Source organism: Mitsuaria sp. BK041 (assembly GCF_014193085.1).
GTDB lineage: Bacteria > Pseudomonadota > Gammaproteobacteria > Burkholderiales > Burkholderiaceae_C > Roseateles.
Map to the genome: position 1 here is coordinate 1,016,904 of NZ_JACHYT010000001.1, position 23,596 is coordinate 1,040,499.

Annotated in this window: 19 protein-coding genes; 14 read left to right on the forward strand and 5 right to left on the reverse strand. The window is 68.8% G+C overall.

What is annotated here, in order from left to right; genetic code table 11:
- Nucleotides 1-57: 57 nt before the first annotated feature.
- From FHT38_RS04430 to FHT38_RS04445, 4 genes are all read right to left on the reverse strand, one after another.
- Nucleotides 58-900 (reverse strand): ScpA family protein, encoded by an 843-nt coding sequence (locus tag FHT38_RS04430; RefSeq protein WP_091725015.1) that lies wholly within the window; start codon nucleotides 898-900, stop codon nucleotides 58-60.
- 76 nt (nucleotides 901-976) lie between these two features.
- On the reverse strand, nucleotides 977-1,180 hold the full coding sequence (locus FHT38_RS04435) for a DUF3460 family protein (protein WP_091722552.1): 204 nt from the start codon (nucleotides 1,178-1,180) through the stop codon (nucleotides 977-979).
- Between the two features lie 70 nt (nucleotides 1,181-1,250).
- Nucleotides 1,251-3,296, reverse strand: a complete 2,046-nt coding sequence (gene metG, locus FHT38_RS04440; RefSeq protein WP_183490242.1) for a methionine--tRNA ligase — start codon at nucleotides 3,294-3,296, stop codon at nucleotides 1,251-1,253.
- Between the two features lie 79 nt (nucleotides 3,297-3,375).
- Nucleotides 3,376-4,359 (reverse strand): bile acid:sodium symporter family protein, encoded by a 984-nt coding sequence (locus tag FHT38_RS04445; RefSeq protein WP_183478493.1) that lies wholly within the window; start codon nucleotides 4,357-4,359, stop codon nucleotides 3,376-3,378.
- Between the two features lie 924 nt (nucleotides 4,360-5,283).
- Between FHT38_RS04445 and minC the strand changes: the two genes are divergently transcribed.
- From minC to minE, 3 genes are all read left to right on the forward strand, one after another.
- The gene (gene minC / locus FHT38_RS04450) at nucleotides 5,284-6,252 is read left to right on the forward strand and encodes a septum site-determining protein MinC (protein ID WP_091722561.1); all 969 of its coding nucleotides are present in this window, start codon (nucleotides 5,284-5,286) and stop codon (nucleotides 6,250-6,252) included.
- A 131-nt stretch (nucleotides 6,253-6,383) separates the two neighbouring features.
- Nucleotides 6,384-7,196, forward strand: a complete 813-nt coding sequence (minD, locus tag FHT38_RS04455; protein WP_091722564.1) for a septum site-determining protein MinD — start codon at nucleotides 6,384-6,386, stop codon at nucleotides 7,194-7,196.
- 18 nt (nucleotides 7,197-7,214) lie between these two features.
- Nucleotides 7,215-7,478 (forward strand): cell division topological specificity factor MinE, encoded by a 264-nt coding sequence (minE, locus tag FHT38_RS04460; protein ID WP_091722568.1) that lies wholly within the window; start codon nucleotides 7,215-7,217, stop codon nucleotides 7,476-7,478.
- 20 nt (nucleotides 7,479-7,498) lie between these two features.
- Here minE and FHT38_RS25590 read toward each other — a convergent pair whose 3' ends face one another.
- Nucleotides 7,499-9,040: a methyl-accepting chemotaxis protein gene (locus FHT38_RS25590; RefSeq protein ID WP_310737344.1), complete on the reverse strand. Its 1,542-nt coding sequence runs from the start codon at nucleotides 9,038-9,040 to the stop codon at nucleotides 7,499-7,501.
- Nucleotides 9,041-9,321: 281 nt separating this feature from the next.
- Between FHT38_RS25590 and FHT38_RS04470 the strand changes: the two genes are divergently transcribed.
- The 11 genes from FHT38_RS04470 to FHT38_RS04520 all read left to right on the forward strand — a co-directional run bounded on the left by FHT38_RS04470 (nucleotide 9,322) and on the right by FHT38_RS04520 (nucleotide 23,566).
- Nucleotides 9,322-10,992, forward strand: a complete 1,671-nt coding sequence (locus FHT38_RS04470) for a 3-(methylthio)propionyl-CoA ligase (RefSeq protein ID WP_183490245.1) — start codon at nucleotides 9,322-9,324, stop codon at nucleotides 10,990-10,992.
- Nucleotides 10,993-11,210: 218 nt separating this feature from the next.
- Entirely contained in the window at nucleotides 11,211-12,470 is a 1,260-nt protein-coding gene (locus FHT38_RS04475; RefSeq protein ID WP_183490248.1) for a branched-chain amino acid ABC transporter substrate-binding protein, read from the forward strand.
- A 283-nt stretch (nucleotides 12,471-12,753) separates the two neighbouring features.
- On the forward strand, nucleotides 12,754-13,698 hold the full coding sequence (locus FHT38_RS04480) for a branched-chain amino acid ABC transporter permease (RefSeq protein WP_404935722.1): 945 nt from the start codon (nucleotides 12,754-12,756) through the stop codon (nucleotides 13,696-13,698).
- A 15-nt stretch (nucleotides 13,699-13,713) separates the two neighbouring features.
- Entirely contained in the window at nucleotides 13,714-15,096 is a 1,383-nt protein-coding gene (locus FHT38_RS04485; RefSeq protein WP_183490255.1) for a branched-chain amino acid ABC transporter permease, read from the forward strand.
- Nucleotides 15,093-15,884 carry an ABC transporter ATP-binding protein gene (locus tag FHT38_RS04490; protein ID WP_310737345.1) on the forward strand — a complete coding sequence of 264 codons (792 nt, stop codon included), beginning with the start codon at nucleotides 15,093-15,095 and terminating at the stop codon, nucleotides 15,882-15,884. The genes FHT38_RS04485 and FHT38_RS04490 overlap by 4 nt, the downstream gene beginning before the upstream one ends.
- Nucleotides 15,885-15,916: 32 nt before the next feature.
- Entirely contained in the window at nucleotides 15,917-16,657 is a 741-nt protein-coding gene (locus FHT38_RS04495; RefSeq protein WP_091725019.1) for an ABC transporter ATP-binding protein, read from the forward strand.
- Between the two features lie 168 nt (nucleotides 16,658-16,825).
- Nucleotides 16,826-17,416 carry a hypothetical protein gene (locus FHT38_RS04500; protein WP_183490258.1) on the forward strand — a complete coding sequence of 197 codons (591 nt, stop codon included), beginning with the start codon at nucleotides 16,826-16,828 and terminating at the stop codon, nucleotides 17,414-17,416.
- Nucleotides 17,417-17,554: 138 nt separating this feature from the next.
- The gene (locus tag FHT38_RS04505) at nucleotides 17,555-18,082 is read left to right on the forward strand and encodes a hypothetical protein (protein ID WP_183490260.1); all 528 of its coding nucleotides are present in this window, start codon (nucleotides 17,555-17,557) and stop codon (nucleotides 18,080-18,082) included.
- 237 nt (nucleotides 18,083-18,319) lie between these two features.
- On the forward strand, nucleotides 18,320-20,416 hold the full coding sequence (locus tag FHT38_RS04510; protein ID WP_183490264.1) for a 3-hydroxyacyl-CoA dehydrogenase NAD-binding domain-containing protein: 2,097 nt from the start codon (nucleotides 18,320-18,322) through the stop codon (nucleotides 20,414-20,416).
- A gap of 28 nt (nucleotides 20,417-20,444) precedes the next feature.
- Nucleotides 20,445-21,620, forward strand: coding sequence for an acetyl-CoA C-acyltransferase (locus FHT38_RS04515; protein WP_091722595.1), 1,176 nt, complete (start codon nucleotides 20,445-20,447; stop codon nucleotides 21,618-21,620).
- A 128-nt stretch (nucleotides 21,621-21,748) separates the two neighbouring features.
- Nucleotides 21,749-23,566 (forward strand): acyl-CoA dehydrogenase, encoded by a 1,818-nt coding sequence (locus FHT38_RS04520; RefSeq protein WP_183490267.1) that lies wholly within the window; start codon nucleotides 21,749-21,751, stop codon nucleotides 23,564-23,566.
- The last annotated feature ends 30 nt before the right edge of the window (nucleotides 23,567-23,596 follow it).

Sequence of the window (23,596 nt, forward strand, 5' to 3'; positions counted from 1 at the left end):
CTGCATTCTGGAAGCTGGCACCCGGCGCCAGCGGTGACGGCGATCCTCCGGCGGCCCTCAGCTCGGCGAGTAGGCCAGCCGCACGTAGATCGGCGCGAAGGCCTCGGCCTGCGTGATCTCGACCAGGCGCTCCCGCGCCAGCTCGAGCATCGCGATGAAGGACACCACCAGCACCTGCGAGCCCTTGTCCAGCTCGAACAGGTCCTCGAATTCGACGAAGCGCTGCCCCTGCAGCTTGCGCAGCAGGTGCGACATGTACTCGCGCACCGACAGCTGCTCGCGGGAGATCTTGTGGTGCTGGCTCAGCTTGGCGCGGCGCATCAGCTCGGCCCAGGCCGCGCGCAGGTCGTCGACGTTGACGTCCGGCAGTCGCGGCGCCAGCGACTGCTCGATGTGGATTTGCGCCCGCAGGAAGTCCCGGCCCAGCACCGGCATCTGGTCCAGGCGCAGCGCGGCCTGCTTCATCTGCTCGTACTCGAGCAGGCGCCGCACCAGCTCGGCCCGCGGATCCTCGGGCTCGGCCCCGTCATCGGTCTTCTTGGGCGGCAGCAGCATCCGCGACTTGATCTCGATCAGCATCGCGGCCATCAGCAGGTATTCGCTGGCCAGCTCGAGGTTGTGCTTGCGCAGCTGCTCGACGTAGCTCAGGTACTGCTTCGTGACCTCGGCCAGCGGGATGTCGAGGATGTTGAAGTTCTGCTTGCGGATCAGGTACAGCAGCAGGTCCAGCGGCCCCTGGAAGGCCTCGAGGAACACCTCCAGCGCGTCCGGCGGGATGTAGAGGTCCTGCGGCAAGGCGAACAGCGGCTCGCCATACAGCCGCGCGACGGCGACGTGATCGACCGTCTCGGGCGTGGAAGCGTCACCGCCCTGATCCACCGGGGTGTCCGGCAGCGTCAGGGCGGTGTCCGAGGAATCGTCGGCGTGGCTCACGCGGGGAACGCGGCTCGGCGTGGCGACGGACGGGGCCGGCGGCTTACTCGGACTTGGTCTGGTAGACGTAAGGCTGCTGGGACACGCGGGCCTGGTTGTAGCCGGCCTGGGCCTGGCGGTCCTGCTCCCGGTCCCACAGCAGCGCGCGGCCGGCGCGCTGTTCGGCTTCCAGCGTGGGCTTCTTGGCCTTCAGCTCATTGATGAACTGCGTGGCTTCGGATTCGTATTTCTTCCAGAACAGCGGCATGGTCGTCTCTTGATCGGGGATTCGAAAACTGGGGCGGATTCTAGGCGGTCGGTCGCGGCGCAGGCCGTGCTCAACGCACGCGCATGCCGGGCTGGGCGCCCGGGAAGGGCTCCAGCACGAAGATGCCGGGGTGGGCCTTTTCGTCGGCGTGGCTGGCGGCCAGCACCATGCCCTCGGAGACGCCGAACTTCATCTTGCGCGGCGCCAGGTTCGCGACCATGACGGTGAGCTTGCCCTCGAGCTGCTCCGGCTGGTAGGCGCTGCGGATCCCGCTGAAGACGTTGCGCAGCCGGCCCTCTCCGGCGTCCAGCGTCAGGCGCAGCAGCTTGTCCGACCCCTCGACCAGCTCGGCCTTGACGATCTTCGCGATGCGCAAGTCGACCTTCGCGAAGTCGTCGATCTTGATCTCAGGCGCGAGCGCCTCGCCACCGGGCACGACCTGGGGCGGCGCGGGCGGCTCGAACAGCGCCTCCAGCAGCTTCGGGTCGACGCGCTGCATCAGGTGCTCGTAGCCGCCGATGCGGTGGCCGCCCAGCGTGCGGTCGGCGTCGGCGAAGCTCATCGGCGCGACCTGCAGGAAGGTCTCCACCTTGGCCACCAGCGCCGGCAGCACCGGCTTCAGGTAGATGGACAGCAGGCGGAAGGCCTCGATGCAGACGGTGCAGACGTCCTGCAGCACCTGATCCTTGCCCTCGAGCTTGGCCAGCTCCCAAGGCTTGTTCTGGTCCACGTACTCGTTGACGCGGTCGGCCAGCAGCATGATCTCGCGCAGCGCCTTGCCGAACTCGCGGGTCTCGTAGAGCTCGACGATCGTGCCCTTGTGCTCGCGCAGGGCGTCCAGCAGCGTCAGGCCCTCGACGCCGACGTCGGCCGACAACTGGCCGCCGAAGCGCTTGGACAGGAAACCCGCCGCGCGGCTGGCGATGTTGATGTACTTGCCGACCAGGTCCGAGTTGACGCGGGCGACGAAGTCGTCGGGATTGAAGTCGACGTCCTCGACCTTGCTGTTGAGCTTGGCGGCCAGGTAGTAGCGCAGCCACTCGGGGTTCATGCCCAGCGACAGGTACTTCAGCGGATCCAGGCCGGTGCCGCGGCTCTTGGACATCTTCTCGCCGCCGTTGACGGTCAGGAAGCCATGCACATACACATGGTTGGGCGTCTTGCGGCCGCTGAAATGCAGCATCGCCGGCCAGAACAGCGTGTGGAAATAGGTGATGTCCTTGCCGATGAAGTGGATCTGCTCGGTCGACTCGTCCTTCACGAACGCGTCGAAGTCGCGGCCCGTCTTGGCGAAGTAGTTCTTGAGCGAGGCCAGGTAGCCGATCGGCGCATCCAGCCAGACATAGAAGTACTTGCCCGGCGCATCGGGGATCTCGATGCCGAAGTAGGGCGCGTCGCGGCTGATGTCCCAGTCACCCAGGCCGCCGTTGCCGTCCTCGTCCTTGGCGAACCATTCCTTGATCTTGTTGAGCACTTCCGGCTGCAGCCGGCCCGGCGCCTGCGTCCACTGCTCGAGGAACTCGACGCAGCGCGGGTCGGACAGCTTGAAGAAGTAGTGCTCCGAGCTCTTCATCACCGGCGTCGCGCCGGTCAGCACCGAGAACGGATTCTTCAGCTCGGTCGGCGTGTAGACCGCGCCGCAGACCTCGCAGGAATCGCCGTACTGGTCCTTGGCGCCGCACTTCGGGCACTCGCCCTTGATGAAGCGGTCGGGCAGGAACATCGACTTCTGCGGATCGAAGAACTGCTCGATGGTCTTCACCGAGATCAGTTCGTTGGCGCGCAGCGCCTTGTAGATCTCCTTGGACAGCTCGTGGTTCTCAGCGCCGTCGGTCGAGTGCCAGTTGTCGAAGCTGATGTGAAAGCCGTCCAGGTACTTCTGGCGGCCCGAGGCGATGTCGGCCACGAACTGCTGCGGGCTCTTGCCCGCCTTTTCCGCGGCGATCATGATCGGCGCGCCGTGCGCGTCGTCGGCGCAGACGAAGTGCACCTCGCTGCCCTGCATCCGCTGGAAGCGCACCCAGATGTCGGCCTGGGTGTATTCCATGATGTGGCCAATGTGGAAGTTCGCATTGGCGTAGGGAAGGGCGGTGGTGACGAAGAGCTTGCGTGTCATGGCGCGATGGGGGCGGTGGTCCCGCCGGGCGCAGTCGGGCGAAATGCCCAATCGGCGGCGTCCGGGGGAACCGGCGATTTTAGGCGTCGGAAGCGCGGGCCGCGTAACGCTGGGCGAGCCATGAGCACAAGATCAGCTGCAGCTGGTGATAGAACATGATCGGCAGGACGATCACGCCCACCGCCGGATGCGCGCCGAACAGCAGCTTGGCCATCGGCACGCCCGAGGCCAGCGTCTTCTTGGAACCGCAGAAGACCGCGGCGATCTCGTCCTCCACCGGCAGCCCCATGGCGCGCGCCGCCAGACGGCTCAGCACGATCACCGCGCCGAGGAACAGCGCGGCCCCGAGCGCCGCCTTGACCAGCAGCTCCGCGCCGTGGTCGCGCCACAGGCCCGACGCGACCGAGTCGCTGAAGGCCGACAGCACCAGCAGGATGATCACCCAGCGGTCGACCAGCGAGATGCGGGACTTGTGGCGCGTGTGGAAGCCCAGCAGCAGCGGCCGCAGCAACTGGCCGGCCACCAGCGGGAGCAACAGCAGCTGGGTGAGCTTCCAGACCGCCTCGCCGAAGGGCAGCGTCGCGCCGCTGGTGCCCGCCATCACCGCCACCAGCAACGGCGTGAGCACGATGCCCAGCAGGCTGGAGACGCTGGCGTTGAAGATCGCGGCCGGCACGTTGCCCTTGGCCAGCACCGTCATCGCGACCGAGGACGAGATCGTCGACGGCAGCGCGCACAGGTAGGCGAAGCCCAGCGCCAGGTCGGGCGGCAGCCAGCGGCCGAACAGGGCGGTGAAGCCCCACCACAGCAGCGGGAAGAGCGCGTAGGTGCTCAGTTGCACCAGCACATGGACGCGCCACTTGAGCGCGCCGTCGCGCAGCGCGGCGGTGGACAGTCCGAGGCCGGTCAGGAAGAACACCAGCGCCACGCCCCAGTTGCTGACGACCTCCAGCCGCAACCAGCCGCCGCTGCGGCCCAAGTCCGGCCAGGCGCTGGCGAGCGCCACCGCGCCGACCAGCGCCAGCAGGAACCATTCCTTTCGGACCCAGGACCGGATGCCCATTCCCAACCTTTCACCGGCGCGGCCGGCCTGTCGTCCCCAATGGGGAAAACAGGGACTCTAGCGGGACCGCAGCTTGCCCACCTGTCTTCAGGCTGGCTCGGTGGCCGATTTCTCCGCCCGCCCGAACGCTGGGCGCCCCGGATGTCGGATTCGTGACGCATGCCGGTGCGTTCATGACGGCAATCGCACGACACGATCGGGCGGCGGCGCGAACTGGACCGATGGACTTGTAACGGCGCCACGCCCATTTGCGGTCCGGTCCGCCCCGCGGATCCCTCGCCGGGGGGGTGTCGGACCTCGTCCGCCGGTTCAAGGACTCCCGCTAAGGCGTTGATTTGAAAGACCCCTGGAAACTATCCACCGGCGCTGTGGATAACTTTGTGGGAAACCCATCCGCGAGCGCTCTAAACCCTTGATCGACGGTCGCCTGAGGTTCCGTGCCTCTTTTCTGGGCAGGCGAAAACGCGTCATATGAATCAATGACTTAGCCGCGGCTGGCCGGTCGTGCCTGCTGCGCCGCAGCAGGACGGTTCGACGAATCGCGAGAGCGCCTCAATGGGGATAAGTCAAGCCCCGCATCCACGATTTTTGGGTTGACAACACGTCGGTGACGCTGGAAGAAGCGACCCGCCAGTCGCCGTCGGCCTCCGCCGGAGGAGGGATCTATCCCCGCCTCCTGTGGACAAGCATGTGTGTCTCCTGGCGACGGCGCTTGCAAGTGCTTGTCACACGTGGTGTTCCAGTGGTCTGCTCGAAATCGAGGCAGCGTCGGCCCGATGTGACAGCGCGCGCGGCGCCGGATGACAGCGGTCGGAGCCCGCATGACGGCTCGCGGGCCGATGCAGCCTGGGCAGGCCCCTAAAAGGAGGGCCTCGGCGCACCGCTAAAATCCGCGACTTTGCAAACGCATCCCCCAAATTTTTCATGACGCAGGCAGTGGCGGGCAATCTGTCGGGGCGGTCGGCCGCCGGCAAGACTCCGGAACTTTTTGAACTGAAGAGCGCCTCGCTGAGCCTGCTCGCCCTCGTCCTGAAGACGGCCGATCCGGCCGCGCTCGACCAGGAGCTGACCGCGAAGCTGGGCGAAACGCCCGACGCCTTCCATCACGACCCCTTGCTGCTGGACCTGAGCCAGCTGCCGGCGATCGACGCGGCCGAGACCCGATCCGCGCCCGTGGCTGACAGCGTGGCCGACGCCGTGGTCGGCGCCGAGGAGGCCAGCACCGCCGCGAGCGAGGCCCAAGGCCAGTTGAGCCTGGACGACGCCCCGACCGAGTCGCCCGCCGACGCCCCGTCGACCACCCCGTCGACCACCCCGGTTGCGCGCGTGGACCTCGCCGCGCTGCTGCCGCTGCTGCGCCGCCACCGGCTGCAGCCGGTCGGCGTGGTCGGCGCCAACGCGGCGGAACTGGCGCAGGCGGCTGGGCTGGGCCTGGCCGAGGCGCCCGACGAGCCGGTGCGCGCCGAGCGCGAGCCGCGGGTGCAGAAGGTCGTGCAGCAGGTCGTCAAGGAAGTGGTGGTCGAGCGCCAGGTCGAGGTGGCGGTGCCCGCGCAGGCCGCGCCGACCGTCTACGTCGACAAACCGCTGCGCTCGGGCCAGCAGGTCTACGCCAAGGGCGCCGACCTGGTCGTGCTGGCGGCGGTGAACCACGGCGCCGAGGTCATCGCCGACGGCAGCATCCACGTCTACGCGCCGCTGCGCGGCAAGGCGATCGCGGGCGCGCGCGGCAACGCGCAGGCTCGGATCTTCGCGCAGCAGCTCGAGGCCGAGCTGATCGCCATCGCCGGCATCTACCGCACCAGCGAGAACCCGCTGCCCGACAACGTGCGCGGCAAGGCGGCGCAGGTCCGGCTCGACGGCGAGAAGCTCCTGATGGAGCCGCTGGGCGCATGAACCATCCCGGGCGCCAGCCGCTTGCGGCCCCCTTGATTTCCCCCGACATGGGCGGCGGTCCCCGCGACCGCCGCACCGATGACGCTTGAGCTGCGACGACAGCGACCGACACATTGAAAGGACCTCGACCCATGACCAAGATCGTTGTGGTGACCTCCGGCAAGGGCGGCGTGGGCAAGACCACGACCAGCGCCAGCTTCGCCACCGGCCTCGCGATGCGCGGCTACAAGACCGCGGTGATCGACTTCGATGTCGGCCTGCGCAACCTCGACCTGATCATGGGTTGCGAGCGCCGCGTGGTCTACGACCTGATCAACGTGATCAACGAGGAGGTCAAGCTCGGCCAGGCGCTGATCAAGGACAAGCAGCTGGACAAGCTGTTCATCCTCGCGGCCTCGCAGACGCGCGACAAGGACGCGCTCAAGCAGGAAGGCGTCGAGCGCGTGCTCGAGGAGCTCAAGGCGATGGAATTCGACTACATCGTCTGCGACTCGCCGGCCGGCATCGAGACCGGCGCGCTGATGGCCATGCACTACGCCGACGAGGCGCTGGTGGTGACCAACCCCGAGGTCTCCTCGGTGCGCGACAGCGATCGCATCCTGGGCATGCTCAACAGCAAGACCAAGCGCGCGATCGAGGGCAAGGAGCCCGTCAAGGAACACCTGTTGATCACCCGCTACAACCCCAACCGGGTCGAGGGCGGGCAGATGCTGTCGCTGGAGGACATCCACGAGATCCTGCGCACGCCGCTGATCGGCGTGATCCCGGAGAGCGAGGTCGTGCTGCAGGCGTCCAACCAGGGCCTGCCGGCGATCCACATGAAGGGCACCGATGTGGCCGAGGCCTACTCGGACGTCATCGCGCGCTTCCTCGGCGAGGACAAGCCGATGCGCTTCGTCGAGGCCGTCAAGCCGGGCTTCTTCAAGCGCCTGTTCAGCCGCTGACATCCACCGGGAGAAACCATGGGATTCATGTCCTTCTTCCTGGGCGAGAAGAAAAGCACCGCCAGCGTCGCCAAGGAGCGCCTGCAGCTGATCCTCGCCCATGAACGCAATGGTCGCGGCGCGAGCCCCGACTACCTGCCGCAGCTGCAGCGCGAGCTGCTGGCGGTGATCTCGAAGTACGTCTCCATCAACCCGGACGACATCAAGGTCCACATGGAGCGGCAGGACGACCTCGAGGTGCTCGAGGTCAAGATCGAGCTGCCGGAGATCCGCAAGGCCTGAGCGCCTCCTGGCCCCGTCCGCTAGAGCCTGAAGACGGCGACGGCCTGGTTCGGGTGCGTGGCCTGTTGCTTCAGGCTCTCGGCGGCGGCGGCCGATTGCTCGACAAGCGCGGCGTTCTGCTGCGTCACCTGGTCCAGCTGTGCGATCGCGTCGCCGATCTGGTCGATGCCCTGGCTCTGCTCGGCGCTCGCCGCGCTGATCTCGGCGATGAGGTCGCAAACCCGCTTCACCTGCTCGACGATCTGACCCATCGTCTCGCCCGCCGAGCCTGCGAGCCGCGAGCCCGCCTCGACCCGCGCGCCGCTGTCGCCGATCAGCCCCTTGATCTCCTTGGCCGCCGCCGCGCTGCGCTGCGCCAGCGCGCGCACCTCGCTGGCCACCACCGCGAAACCGCGCCCCTGCTCACCGGCGCGCGCGGCCTCCACCGCCGCGTTCAGGGCCAGGATGTTGGTCTGGAAGGCGATGCCGTCGATCGTGCCGATGATGTCGGTGATGCGGCGCGAACTCTCGTCGATCTGCCGCATCACCGCGACCACCTCCTGCACCGCCTGGCCGCCCTCGGCCGCCACCGTCGAGGCCGTCTGCGCCAGCTGCGTCGCCGTGCGCGCGGTCTCGGCGTTCTGCTTCACCGTCGCGGTGAGCTGCTCCATCGACGCCGCCGTCTGCTCGAGGTTGGCCGCCTGCTCCTCGGTGCGCTGCGACAGGTCGGCGTTGCCGCTGGCGATCTCGCCGGTGCCGGTGGCGATGGAGTCGCTGCTCAGGCGCACCTGGCCGACGATGCCGGTGAGGCTCTGGTTCATGCGCTGCAGCGCGCCCAGCAACTGGCCGGTCTCGTCGCGGCTGTCGGCCCGGATGTCGGAGCGCAGGTCGCCGCCGGCCACCGCCTCTGCGATCTTCACCGCCTGCGCCATCGGCTGGACGATCGCGCGGATCAGCAGCCATGCGGTGAACAGGCCCACCGCCGCGATGACGAGCGCGCCGATGGCCGCCTGCCATCGCAGCGATGCGCGTGCCTGCGCCGCCGCCTGCCGCGCCTGCGCCGCACGCGCCTCCTGCATCGCGACGAACTGCCCGATCGCGTCCAGGTAGAGCTTCACCGCCGGCGCGTACTCGTTCTGCACGATGCGGCTGGTGGCGCTCCAGTCGCCGGCGGAGCCGGCCTCGCGCGCCTTCTTGCTGGCCGCCAGCAGCGCCTGGCCCAGGCCGACGATCTCCTTGAGCTTGGCCTGGTCCTCCGGCCGCTGCGCCTGCGCGGCGATCTGCTCACGCAGCTTGGCCACCTCGGGCGCGTCGTTGGCGATGTTGGCCTTGAAGAGCTCGCCCACCGCCGGGTCGGAGCTGATCGCGCTGGCCATGCTGCGGGCCACCGCCGTCTGCGTCATGCCTTGCCACTGCACCGACTTGCGGATGAGGTCCTGCGCGTCGTCGGTCGCCGCCGTCGCCTCGCTCGCGATCCGGTCGTTGCGCCAGAGCGTGAGCGAGCCCACCACGAGCATCGCCAGGATCAGCAGCACGATCGCGCCGTTGATCTTGCTGGCCAGGGGGAGGTCGTTGAGCCGCATCGATGTCTCCTTGTCGTGAGCTTCCGGTTTTTCGATGAGAGGGCCTGGACGCACCGATTCTCGGCACGGCGCCGCGACCGTGCCAAGGCCCCCGGGCCGCGCGGTGTCCCGTGTAATCCCCTATGCCGGAATCGCCGCCGCGTCACTAGGGTGACGCGAGGCGTCCGGGGCCGTCGATAGACTGACTCGAACAGCCGAAATCAAGGCGCCCGCGCGCCGTCGGAGCGCCTCGCGCGCGACCGGCGGCCCCAGAGGCACCGGAACAATATCCAGGAGACGACATGGCACTGATGGGCCAGATGATGTCGATGCCGCTGCTGATCTCGTCGGTGATCCAGCACGCGGCGCGGCATTCCGGGGATACCGAGATCGTCAGCAAGCGGGTCGAGGGCGACCTGCACCGCACCACCTGGGCGGCGGTCGAGTTCCGGGCCCGCCAGCTCGCGCAGGCCTTCGCGCGGCTGGGCCTGGCGCCCGGCGACCGCGTCGGCACGCTGGCCTGGAACGGCCACCGCCACCTCGAGCTCTACTACGGCACCTCCGGCTCGGGCCTGGTCTGCCACACCATCAATCCGCGCCTGTTCCCCGAGCAGATCGCCTGGATCGCCAACGACGCCGCCGACCGCGCGCTGTGCTTCGACCTGAGCTTCCTGCCGCTGGTCGAGAAGCTCGCGCCGCAGCTCGGCCAGGTCCGCCACTTCATCCTGATGACGGACCGCGCCCACATGCCGGTGGAGTCGTCCATCCCCGACCTGCGCTGCTACGAGGACCTGGTCGAGGCCGAGGACGGCCGCTACGTCTGGCCCGAGTTCGACGAGAACACCGCATCCAGCATCTGCTACACGAGCGGCACGACCGGCCATCCCAAGGGCGCCGTCTACAGCCACCGCAGCTCGGTGCTGCATGCCTACGGCGCGGCGCTGCCCGACGCGATGGCCTGCTCGCGCCGCGACGTGATCCTGCCGGTGGTGCCCATGTTCCATGTCAACGCCTGGGGCCTGCCCTACAGCACCGCGCTGGTGGGCTGCAAGCTGGTGCTGCCCGGGCCGCACCTGGACGGCAAGTCGCTCTACGAGCTCTTCGAGTCCGAGCAGGTGAGCTTCAGCGCCGGCGTGCCGACGGTGTGGCTGGGGCTGTTGAACTACGTCGGCGCGAACGGGCTGAAGTTCTCGAGCTTCAAGCGCACCGTGATCGGCGGCTCGGCCTGCCCGCCGGCGATGCTGCGCACGCTGATGGACGACTACGGCGTGGAGGTGATCCACGCCTGGGGCATGACCGAGATGTCGCCGCTGGGCACGCTGTCGCGGCTCGGCAGCCAGCAGCTGAAGCTGCCCCAGGAGCAGCAGCGCCACCTGCTGGAGAAGCAGGGCAAGGCGATCTACGGCGTGGACATGGCGGTCGTCGACGACGCCGGCAAGGCCTTGCCCTGGGACGGCAGGACCTCGGGCAACCTGGTCGTGCGCGGGCCCTGGGTCATCGACAGCTACTTCGGCCACGAGGACTCGCCGCTGATCCGCGTCACCGGCGAGGACGGCCGCGACGCCGGCCTGTGGTTCCCGACCGGCGACGTCGCCGCCATCGATGCCGACGGCTTCATGCAGATCACCGACCGCAGCAAGGACGTGATCAAGTCCGGCGGCGAATGGATCAGCTCGATCGACGTCGAGAACATCGCGATGGCGCATCCGGCGATCCACGAGGCCGCCGTCATCGCCGTGCCGCATCCCAAGTGGGACGAGCGACCGCTGCTGGTGGTGGTGCGCAAACCCGGCGACGCCGGCGCGGCGCTGACGCGCGAGTCGGTGCTGGGCTTCTACGAGGGCCGGATCGCCAAGTGGCAGGTGCCCGACGACGTCGTCTTCGTCGACGAGATCCCGCACACGGCCACCGGCAAGATGCTCAAGCTCAAGTTGCGCGAGCAGTTCAAGGGCTACAAGCTGCCGGGCGGCTGAGGCCGCCGCGACGGTCCACCGCCTGGCGATCCCATCCCGAGGGCTCGCGCTTCCAAAGCCCCGACGCGCATCGATCCGCTGACGCAGGAGTTCCGCCGCCCCGGTTTCCCTTCACCGCAGTCCCCAGCAGTCCGCCGCTTCCCGCTGTACCAGGCCGTACCACGCCGTACCCCGTGGCTTCCGATCGCCTTGCATCACAACCACATCAGGAGACAAGCATGAGCAAGCACAGCACGCGTCCGATTCCCTCGCTGGCACGGCCCCTGGCCCTCGCCGCATTCGCCCTGACGGCCGCCGCCGGCGCCTACGCGCAGAAGGGCGAGACGGTGAAGATCGCCTGGATCGATCCGCTGTCCGGCCTGATGGCGCCGGTGGGCCAGAACCAGGTGAAGTCCTTCCAGTTCTTCGCCGAGAAGTTCAACGCCAACAACCCCGCCGGCGTGAAGTTCGAGATCATCCCGATCGACAACAAGCTCAGCCCCGCCGAGTCGCTCAACGCGCTGAAGTCCGCGATCGACCAGGGCGTGCGCTACGTGACGCAGGGCAACGGCTCGGGCGCGGCGCTGGCGATCATCGACGCGGTCAACAAGCACAACGAGCGCAACCCCGGCAAGGAGGTCGTCTACCTCAACCACTCGGCGGTGGACCCGGACCTCACCAACAGCAAGTGCAGCTACTGGCACTTCCGCTTCGACGCCGACACCTCGATGAAGATGGAGGCGCTGACCACCTTCATGAAGGACCAGCCCGACATCAAGAAGGTCTACCTGCTCAACCAGAACTACGCGCACGGCCATCAGGTCGCCAAGTACGCGAAGGAAGGGCTGGCCAAGAAGCGGCCGGACGTGCAGATCGTCGGCGAGGACCTGCACCCGCTGGCCCAGGTGCGCGACTTCGCGCCCTATGTCGCCAAGATCAAGGCCAGCGGCGCGGATTCGGTGATCACCGGCAACTGGGGCTCGGACCTGGCGCTGCTGGTCAAGGCCGCCAACGAGGCCGGCTACACCGGCAAGTTCTACACCTACTACGCCGGCGTGACCGGCACGCCCACGGCGATGGGCGCGGCGGGCGCGGGGCGCGTGTTCCAGATCTCGTACAACCACAACAGCCTGGGCGGCGAGCCCGAGAAGTGGGCCAACGAGTACAAGGCCAAGTTCAACGACGACTTCTACACCGGCAGCGTCATCCACATCTACACCGCGCTGAGCACGGCGATGGCCAAGGCCAAGAGCACCGATCCGGTGAAGGTCGCGGCGGCGCTGGAAGGGCTGAAGTTCAAGTCCTTCAACGGCGACGTGGAGATGCGCAAAACCGACCACCAGTTGCAGCAGACCCTGTTCCTGACCGTCTGGCAGAAGGCCGACGCCAAGCGCCCCTACAGCGTCGAGAACACCGGCTACAACTTCGCCCCGGTCAAGACCTTCGATCCCTTCGTCAGCAGCACGCCCACCAGCTGCCAGATGAAGCGTCCGGGTTGACGCGGCTCCCGGCTGCGCGGGCCGATCTCGGGCCTGCAGTGCTCACCGTACGGGAGTACGGTTCCGCGCTTCGGCCCGACCTCGGTCCGCTCGCGACGGGATCCGCATCTATCCGACGCGGAGCCCACACCGGTCGCAGGACGGGGACGTGACTTCGCGCTCCGGGCCAAGCTCGGCCCGCGCGGCGGGACGGCGCGAAGCGGCTCGTTGAACTGAGGATGACGTCTTGGAACAGATACTGATCAACCTGCTGAATGGCCTGTCCTCCGGACTGCTGCTGTTCATGCTGAGCTCCGGCCTGACGCTGATCTTCAGCATGATGGGCGTGCTCAACTTCGCCCACGCCAGCTTCTACATGCTGGGCGCCTACTTCGCGTACTCGATCGCCGGGTGGATCGGCTTCTGGCCCGCGCTGCTGATCGCGCCGCTGCTGGTCGGCGGCTGCGGCGCCCTGTTCGAACGCGGCGCGCTGCGGCGCGTCCACAAATTCGGCCACGTCCCCGAACTGCTGATCACCTTCGGCCTGTCCTACGTCGTGCTCGAGGTGGTGCAGCTGATCTGGGGCCGCACCGCCGTGCCGTTCTCGCCGCCGCCCTCGCTGCAGGGCGCCGCCTTCACCCTGATCCATGCCCCGGGTCAGGCCCTGGAACTCGCCTGGGGCGACGCGCCGGCCGCCCTGTGCGCCGCCGCCAGCTGCTCCAAGTTCCCGCTCACCCGCGCCTTCATGATGGTGGTGGCGCTGTTCATGCTGCTGTCGCTGTGGCTGCTGCTGACCCGCACCCGCATCGGGCTGGTCATCCAGGCGGCGCTCACCCATCCGGAAATGGTCGAGGCCCTGGGCCACAACGTGCCGCGCGTGTTCATGCTGGTGTTCGGCAGCGGCTGCGCGCTGGCCGCGCTGGCCGGCGTGATCGGCGGCATCACCTTCGTCACCGAACCCGCGATGGCGGTGATCGTCGGCTCCATCATCTTCGTGGTGGTCGTGGTCGGCGGCATCGGCTCGCTGGCCGGCGCCTTCGTCGCGTCCCTCGTCATCGGACTGCTGCAGACGCTGCCGCTGACCGTCGACGTGTCGCTCGCGCAGGCTTTCAAGCTCGGCCCCGACACCTTCGGCTACCCGCTGCTCAAGCTCACGCTGGCCCAGGTCGCGCCCATCCTGCCCTACCTGCTGATGGTCCTGATCCTCATCTTCCGGCCCAAGGGCCTGCTCGGCACCCGGGAGGGCTGATCGATGTCCGCCGTCATGCCTTCTTCCTCCTCCTCCGCCTCGCCCGCCGTGCCGTCCGGCGCCGCCCCGGGCGAGGTCCGCGCCCAGGGCCGCCCGCCGCGCGCCCGGCGCGGCGAGACCTACCACTTCAAGCCGCACAACGTCGGCCGCTGGCTGATCTGGGGCGCCTACGCGCTGGCACTGCTGGTGGCGCCGCTGCTGTGGACCAGCAGCCTGGCGCAGACCATGCTGTCGCAGATGGGCATCGCGATCATCGCGTGCCTGTCCTACAACCTGCTGCTGGGGCAGGGCGGCATGCTCAGCTTCGGTCACGCGGTCTACAGCGGGCTGGGCGCCTACCTGGCGATCCACACGCTCAACGTCGTCGGCGCGGGCCAGCTCGCGCTGCCGGTCAGCCTGGTGCCGCTGGTCGGCGGCCTCGCGGGGCTGTTCTTCGCGGCGCTGTTCGGCTACGTGTCGACGAAGAAGTCGGGCACGCCCTTCGCGATGATCACGCTGGGCCTGGGCGAGCTGATCTGGTCGATGTCGCTGATGCTGCCGGAGTTCTTCGGCGGCGAGGGCGGCGTCTCCTCCAACCGCGTCGTGGGCAAGGCGGTCTGGGGCATCAGCTTCGGGCCGCAGATCCAGGTGTACTACCTGATCGCGGTCTACGCCTTCGTCTGCACCGCGCTGCTGTACGCACTCACCCGCACGCCGCTGGGCCGCATGCTCAACGCGGTGCGCGACAACCCCGAGCGCGTCGAGTTCATCGGCTACGACACGCAGTGGGTGCGCTTCCTGGCCTTCCTGATCGCGGGTTTCTTCGCCGGCGTGTCGGGCGGGCTGTCGGCGCTGAACTTCGAGATCGTCACCGCCGAGGTCGTCGGCGCCGCGCGCTCGGGTGCCTACCTGCTGTTCACCTTCCTGGGCGGCGCGACCTTCTTCTTCGGCCCCATCATCGGCGCGGTGCTGATGGTGGTGGCGCTGGTGCTGCTGTCGGAGCTGACCAAGGCCTGGCTGCTGTACCTTGGCCTGGTGTTCCTGTTCATGGTGATGTACGCGCCGGGCGGCATCGCCTCGCTGATCATGATGAACCTGCGCCTGGCCGCCTTCGGCAAGCTGCGCGCGCTGTGGCCGTCCTACCTGGGCCTGGCTGGCGCCGCGGCGACGATGCTGCTGGGCGGCTCGGCGATGGTGGAGATGCTCTACCACCTGCAGCTCAACGAGGCGCTCGGCCCGCAGATGAAGTACCTGGGCCTGGCGCTCGATGCCAAGAGCGTCGAGTCCTGGTTCGGCGCCGGCTTCGTGCTGCTGACCGGGCTGGGGCTCTTCGAGCTGCTGCGCCGCCAGTTCCGCGCCGAGTGGGACCGGGCGCAGGAGGAGATCGAGAAAGAAATCAAGCGGAGGGAAAGCCTGTGAGCACCGCCAACATCCCCTACGCGCTGGAGCTCCGGGCCGTGCGCAAGAGCTTCGGCAAGAGCGAGATCATCCGCGGCGCGGAGCTCGCGGTGAAACCCGGCGAGCGGGTCGCGATCATCGGGCCCAACGGCGCGGGCAAGTCCACGCTGTTCAACCTCATCAGCGGCCGCTTCGCGCCCACCAGCGGCGAGATCCGGCTCTTCGGCGAGCGCATCGACCAGCTGCCGCCCTACAAGATCAACCGCCGCGGGCTGTCGCGCAGCTTCCAGGTGTCCAACCTGTTCACGCGGCTGTCGGTGTTCGAGAACATCCGCTGCGCGCTGCTCTGGTCGATGGGCCACAAGTACGCGTTCTGGAAGTTCCTGGCCGGCATGGACGACGTCAACGACCGCGTCGAGGAACTGCTGGAGATGCTGCACCTGGACAAGAAGCGCGACGTGCCCGCGATCAACCTGACCTATGCCGAGGCGCGCGCGCTGGAGATCGGCATCACCATCGCCGGCGGCGCGCAGGTGATCCTGCTGGACGAGCCCACCGCCGGCATGAGCAAGAGCGAGACCAAACGCTTCATCCAGCTGATCCGCCAGGTCACCGAGGGCCGCACGCTGCTGACGGTGGAGCACGACATGGGCGTGGTCTTCGGCCTGGCCGACAAGATCGCGGTGCTGGTCTACGGCGAGGTGATCGCCTTCGACACGCCCGACGCGGTGCGCGCCAACACGCGTGTCCAGGAGGCCTACCTGGGGTCGGTGCTGGCCGAATCGCAGGCCGCGGGAGCCCATGCATGAGCGCCGCCCTCCATGACACCAACGTCGGCGCGATGCGCGCCGCGGGCGCCACGCCGGCCGCCGGCACGCGCGCGCTGCGGCTGGACAACGTCCATGCCTTCTACGGCAAGAGCCATGTGCTGCACGGCGTGACGATGGAGGTGCGTCCCGGCGAGATCGTCAGCCTGCTGGGGCGCAACGGCTCGGGGCGCTCGACGACGGTCAAGACCATCATGGGCCAGGTCGACGGCACCGGCGCGATCGCCTGGGGCGGCCAGGAGCTGCTGGGCCGCAAGGCCTACGAGATCGCGCATCGCGGCATCGGCTACGTGCCGGAGAACCGCGACATCTTCCCCAAGCTCACCGTGCACCAGAACCTGATGCTCGGCGAGAAGGGCCGGCGCAAGGGGGCCGCGCCGCGCTGGAGCTTCGACGACATGTACGCGATGTTCCCGCGCCTGAAGGAGCGCCAGCACACCGAGGCCGGCGTGCTGTCCGGCGGCGAGCAGCAGATGCTGACGCTGTGCCGCACACTGATGGGCGACCCCGACCTGATCATGATCGACGAGCCGACCGAGGGCCTGGCGCCCAAGATCGTCGAGCTGGTGGCCGAGTACCTGAAGGAGCTCAAGCGGCGCGGCGTCTCGGTGCTGCTGGTCGAGCAGAAGCTGGCCATCGCGCTGGAGATCTCCGAGCGCTGCTACGTGATGGGCCACGGCCGCATCGTCTTCGAGGGCACGCCCGCCGACCTGCGCGCCAACGCCTACGTCCGCAAGGAGTGGCTGGAGGTCTGAGGCCGGTCGCCGGTTACATCCGTCACGGCATCGTGTCGACGGCGTGACGGGCCGGTCACCGGGGGCGATGCGGCCTGCGATCCGGTGAAAAATGCCCGCTCCTGGTGAAGGCTTCGCGCGCCTGCCGCCCTACAGTGACGGCGCGAATCACACGAGCGGGATCCCTCCATGAACTTGTTGCAGCCTTGGATGCTGGCGGCCGGCGCGCTGGCCGGCGCGGGAGTGGGTGCGGCGGTCGCGAGCGCATGGTGGGGACGCAAGCTGCGGACGGCCCGGGCGCTGATCGATCAGCTGCAGGCCTCGCGCCGGCAGATCGAGGAGCAGGTCGGCCAGGCGCGCCGGCAGATCGAGAAGCTGCAGATGGAGATGCTGGAGCTTCGCCTCACGATGGAGCACATGCGGCGCAAGACGCAGTTCGCGGCGAGCCGTCCGTTGCCCATCGACAGCGGCGACTCGATGTTGGCGCCGATCAGCGCGCACGCCCCGCTGTCCGTTAGCGCCGTGGCGCGCCCAAACGTGGTGGTGGACCTGGCGTCGGATGCGGCGGCGACTGCCTCGGCCACCCCGCTCACGCATGCCGAGCGCTTCGAGCGTGCCCGTGAGCGCGCCGCCGCCGGGGGCTTCAGTCCCACCGAGCCGATGGAGCGGCCGATGGAGCGGCCGATGCAGCGGGCGACGCCGGTGACACCCACGCCCACCCCCACGCTGCCGCCGATCCCGTTCGGCTTCCTGCCGACGCAGCCCCATCCCGAACCCTGATCCCGACACCGTCCTCCCCCCGACGTAGGTGTCCCGCGCGGCGTTGCCGCGTCCCCTGATCCGGGTGGCTCCGGGCGCGACAGCGACCCCGGGGCCGCACTACATTGGCCGCCAGGAAACAAGAACGGGGAGCCGGCGATGAGCACGGTGCAGCCTTGGATGGTCGTCGTCGGGACGCTGGCCGGAATGGCCGTCGGGGGCGCGCTCGCGAGCGCGTGGTGGTGGAGCAAGCTCAAGCGCGCGCGGCGCCTGATCGATCGCATCGAGTCCTCGCGGCTGCTGCTCAATGAACAGACCACCCAGGCGCGCCGCCAGATCGAACGCCAGCAGATGGAGCTGGGTGAACTGCGCATGGTCGCCGAGCGCCTGCGCCGCAAGGCGGCCCAGGCCGCGGCATCCGGCGAGTCGGTCGACGGCCCTGAATCGATCCTCCCGCTGGAGGCCGGCGTGCCGGTGAGCGGCCCCGCGCCGCTGGCGGGCTTCCGTCCGATCGAGAAGCCGCGCGCGCCCGCGCCGACGGTCGCCAGCGTCGACGCGGCGCTGGAGCGCCAGGAACGCGCCCGCGAGCGGGCCGCCGAGGGTGGCTTCGCCCGCACCGAGATCCAGGACGACGACGGACCCCATTCGCGCGGCTTCATGCCGACGCAGCTCGACAAGCCGTTCTGAGCAAGCTGTTCTGAGCGGGCGGCCGCGCCGGCGCCATCCCCACGCGCGATCCGCTCGATCCCCGCGCCACCTGCGCGACACCCCACCTCCGCACTTCTCCCGTAGCGCCCTGTCACAGCAGAGACAAGCGGCGCGCGTCGGCGCTGCCTAGAATCGAACGATCGTTCTTTTCGTCCCGGTGTCCGAGGAGACCTCCGACCGGCGGCGATGCGTTTCCCCCCACTGGAAGGAACACACATGGGTGCCAGCTACGAAGTCCGCGGCCAGGTCGCGGTGATCACGCTCAACAATCCGCCGGTCAACGGCCTGGGCCATGCCACGCGGCTGGCGGTCGCCGAGGGCGTCGAGCAGGCCGAGAACGATCCCGCCATCAAGGCCATCGTCATCACCGGCGCCGGCAAGGCCTTCTCCGGCGGCGCCGACATCCGCGAGTTCGGCTCGCCCAAGGCGCTGGCCGAACCCAACCTGGGCTCGCTGATCACCCGTGTCGAGTCCTGCACCAAGCCGGTCGTCGCCGCGATCCACAGCGTCGCCATGGGCGGCGGCCTGGAGCTGGCGCTGGGCTGCCACTACCGCGTCACCGCGCCCGGTGCCAAGATCGCGCTACCCGAGGTCAAGCTGGGCCTGCTGCCCGGCGCCGGCGGCACGCAGCGCCTGCCGCGCGCGCTGGGCGTCGAGCCCGCGCTCAACATGATCGTCAGCGGCGAGCCGGTGGCCAGCGAGCAGCTCGCCCAGGTGCCCGGCCAGGTGCTGTTCCAGAAGCTCATCGACGGCGACCTGATCGACGGCGCCGTCCAGTTCGCGATGGAGATCGCCGACAAGCGCCCGCTGCCGCGCGTGCGCGACATCAAGGCGCAGCATCCCGAGGCGCAGGCCTACTTCCAGTTCGCGCGCAACACCGTCGGCGCGATGTCCAAGAACTTCCCGGCGCCGCTGCAGTGCGTGGAGACCGTCGCCAACGCGGTCTCGATGAAGTTCGAGGACGGCATGCGCGCCGAGCGCGAGGCCTTCCAGCAGCTGATGCTGACGCCCGAGTCCAAGGCGCTGCGCCATGCCTTCTTCGCCGAGCGCGCCGCCTCCAAGATCCCCGACGTGCCCGAGGACACGCCGCTGCGCCGCGTCGACAAGGTGGCCATCATCGGCGCCGGCACGATGGGTGGCGGCATCGCGATGAACTTCCTCAACGCCGGCATCCCGGTGACGATCCTCGAGATGAAGCAGGAGGCGCTGGACCGCGGCATCGCCACCATCCGCAAGAACTACGAGGCGCAGGTCAAGAAGGGCAAGCTCAAGGAAGACCGCTACGCGCAGCGCATGGCCCTGCTGGACACCACGCTGAACTACGGCGACATCGGCTCGGCCGACCTGGTCATCGAGGCCGTCTTCGAGGACATCGGCGTCAAGGAGCAGGTCTTCCGCCAGCTCGACGAGGTGATGAAGCCCGGCGCGATCCTGGCCTCCAACACCTCGACGCTGGACGTCGACAAGATCGCGGCCTTCACCAAGCGGCCGCAGGACGTCATCGGCACCCACTTCTTCAGCCCGGCCAACGTGATGAAGCTGCTGGAGGTGGTGCGCGGCGCGGCCACCGCCAAGGACGTGCTCGCCACCGTGATGGCGCTGGGCAAGAAGATCCGCAAGACCTGCGTCGTCTCGGGCGTGTGCGACGGCTTCATCGGCAACCGCATGATCGAGCAGTACAGCCGCCAGGCCGGTTTCCTGCTCGAGGAAGGCTGCACGCCGCAGCAAGTCGACAAGGCGATGGAGCGCTTCGGCTTCGCGATGGGCCCGTTCCGCATGGGCGACCTGGCCGGCAACGACGTGGGCTGGTACATCCGCAAGCGCCGCTACCAGGAGAAGCCGGACCTGCGCTACTCCAGGACCGCCGACCTGCTGTGCGAGATGGGCCGCTTCGGCCAGAAGACCGGCGCCGGCTGGTACGACTACCTGCCGGGCAAGCGCGACGCGATCCCGTCCAGGACCGTGCTGGAGATGATCGACATGCACCGCTCGGCGCTGGGCATCACGCCGCGCAAGATCAGCGACGAGGAGATCGTGCACCGCCTGGTCTACGCGCTGGTCAACGAGGGCGCGCGCATCCTGGAGGAAGGCATCGCGCTGCGCGCCTCCGACATCGACATGGTCTACCTCACCGGCTACGGCTTCCCGCTGTGGCGCGGCGGTCCGATGTGCTACGCCGACACGGTCGGTCTCTACAACGTCGTGCAGGCGATGAAGCGTTTCGCGCGCAACCCGCATGACGACGCGAAGTTCTGGGAACCGGCTCCGCTGCTCAAGCGCCTGGCCGACCAGGGCAAGGGCTTCAACGACTGATCCCGCGGACGCGAACAGGAGCAACAGAATGAGCAAGGCATTGATCGTTTCCACGGCCCGCACCCCGCTCGCCAAGAGCTGGAAGGGGTCCTTCAACATGACCCACGGCGCGACCCTGGGCGGCCATGTGGTCCGCGCCGCGCTGGAACGCGCCGGCATCGAGGGCGGCGAGGTCGAGGACGTGCTGATGGGCTGCGCCACGCCCGAGGGCGCCACCGGCGGCAACATCGCGCGCCAGATCGCGCTGCGCGCCGGCCTGCCGGTGACCGTGTCCGGACAGACCATCAACCGGTTCTGCTCCAGCGGCCTGCAGACCATCGCGACCGCGTCGCAGCGCATCATCGCGGGCGAGGGCGAGGTGTTCGTGGCCGGCGGCGTGGAGAGCATCTCCTGCGTGCAGAACGAGGCCAACCGCCACATGGGCCATGAGAGCTGGCTGTCGGCGCACAAGCCCGAGATCTACTGGTCCATGCTGCAGACGGCCGAGAACGTCGCGCAGCGCTACAAGATCCCCAAGGAGCGCATGGACCGCTACGGCGCGGCCTCGCAGCAGCGCGCCTGCGCGGCGCAGGCCGAAGGCCTGTTCAACGCCGAGATCGTCCCCATCACCGTGATGGCCGGCGTCGCCGACAAGGTGCGCGGGATGATGACCCGCGAGGTCACCGTCTCCGTCGACGAGGGCCTGCGGGTGGGCACGACCTACGAGAGCATCAAGGACATCCGCACCGCGCTGCCCGGCGGCGTGGTCACCGCGGGCAATGCCAGCCAGTTCAGCGACGGCGCCGGCGCCTGCGCGATCGTCAGCGAGTCCTATGCGTCGAAGAAGGGCCTCAAGCCGCTGGGCCGCTTCCTGGGCTTCGCGGTGGCGGGCTGCGAGCCCGACGAGATGGGCATCGGCCCCGTCTTCGCCGTGCCCAAGGTGCTGGCGCGCCTGGGCCTGAAGGTCTCCGACATCGACCTGTGGGAGCTCAACGAGGCCTTCGCGGTGCAGGTGCTGTACTGCGCGGACAAGCTGGGCATCCCGATGGACCGGCTCAACGTCAACGGCGGCGCGATCGCGATCGGCCATCCCTACGGCGTGTCGGGCCAGCGCCTGACCGGCCATGCGCTGATCGAAGGCAAGCGCCGCGGCGCCAAGCGCGTCTGCGTGACGATGTGCATCGGCGGCGGCATGGGCGCCGCCGGGGTCTTTGAAGTGCTCTGACGAGCACCCCCTACCGGCTGACGCCGGCCCCCTCAGGGGGCGAGCCCGAGGGCCCGGCAGAGCCGGATCCCCGGGCTCCGCTTGAGATGTCGGCGGGGTGCGCCCCGCCTCCTTCGTGAGGTGCGCTCATGCGCCAGACCCTGGACTTCCTGCTGTACTGCTGGCTGAAGGTCGACCGACTGTCGGCTCGCGAGCGCTTCTCGGAGCACTCGCGGGAGACCTTCGATGCGGTGCTCGACACCTGCGAGAAGATCGCCCGCGAGAAGTTCGCACCGTTCAACCGCCTCGCCGACACCGAGGAGCCGCGCTTCGACGGCGAACGCGTTCATCTGCCCGCGGCGACGCACGAGGCGCTCGCGGCCTATGTCGGGTCCGGCATGCTGGCCGCCGCGCAGGATTACGAGCACGGCGGCATGCAGCTGCCCTGCGTCGTCGAGATGGCCGCCAACTGCTTCTTCAGCAAGGCCAGCGTGGCCATGGGCGGCTACGCGATGCTCACCAACGGCAACGCCAATCTGCTGATGGCGCACGGCACGCCGGCGCAGCGCGAGGTCTTCGCGATGAACGAGTTCAGCGGGCGCTGGTTCGGCACCATGTGCCTGTCGGAGCCGCAGGCCGGCTCGTCGCTGTCGGACGTCGCGACGCGCGCCGAGCCCGATGGCGACGGCTTCCAGGCCGATCCGCTGGGACCGCGCTACCGGCTGACCGGCAACAAGATGTGGATCTCCGGCGGCGAGCACGAGCTCACCGAGAACATCGTCCACCTGGTGCTCGCGAAGATCCCCGGCCCCGATGGCAAGCCGCTGCCCGGGACGAAGGGCATCTCGCTGTTCATCGTGCCCAAGCACCTCGTCGGCACGGACGCCCGCCTGACCGGCGAGCGCAACGACGTGACGCTCGCGGGCCTGAACCACAAGCTCGGCTATCGCGGCACGACGAACTGCCTGCTCAACTTCGGCGAGGGCCGCCACACGCCGGGCGGTCGGCGCGGCGCGATCGGTTACCTCGTCGGCCAGCCGGGCGAGGGCCTGCGCTGCATGTTCCACATGATGAACGAGGCGCGCATCGGCGTCGGCCTCGGCGCGGTGATGCTGGGCTATGCCGGCTACGAGGCCAGCCTCGATTACGCGCGCCAGCGCCCGCAGGGCCGGCCGATGACGGCGGCCGGCAAGGACGCGGCCCAGCCGCAGCGGCCGATCATCGAGCACGCCGACGTCAAGCGCATGCTGCTGGCGCAGAAGAGCTATGTCGAGGGCGGGCTGGCGCTGGAGCTGTTCTGCGCGCGTCTCGTCGACGAGCAGCACACCGGCAGCGCCGACGAGTCCGCGGCCGCGAAGCGGCTGCTGGAGGTGCTCATCCCCATCGCCAAGAGCTGGCCCAGCGAGTGGTGCCTGGAGGCCAACTCGCTGGCGATCCAGGTGCTGGGGGGCTACGGCTACACCCGCGATTTCCCGGTGGAGCAGTACTGGCGCGACAACCGCCTGAACATGATCCACGAGGGCACGCACGGCATCCAGGCGCTGGACCTGCTGGGCCGCAAGGTGGTGATGGACGGCGGCCAGGCGCTGATGGCGCTGGCCACGCGCATCAGCGACACCGCGCAGCGCGCCGGCCAGGTGCCGGGGCTGGCGGAGGCCGCCAATGAACTCGGCGCGGCGCTGGCCGCGGTCGGCGGCGCGACCAAGAAGGCCTGGTCCACCGGCGAGCCGGAGGAGGCGCTGGCCAATGCCACGCCCTACCTGCAGGCCTTCGGGCACACGGTGCTGGCGTGGATCTGGCTGGACGTGGTGCTCGCGCTCGAAGGGCGGGACGACGACTTCGCCCAGGGCAAGCGCGCCGCGCAGCGCTATTTCTTCGCCTACGAGTTGCCCAAGGTCACGGCCTGGCTGGGCGTGGTCGCGCGGCGCGAGGCGCTCACGCGCGAGATGCGCGACGCCTGGTTCTGAGCGCCGCCGCCGCCGACCGGCCGGGCGATC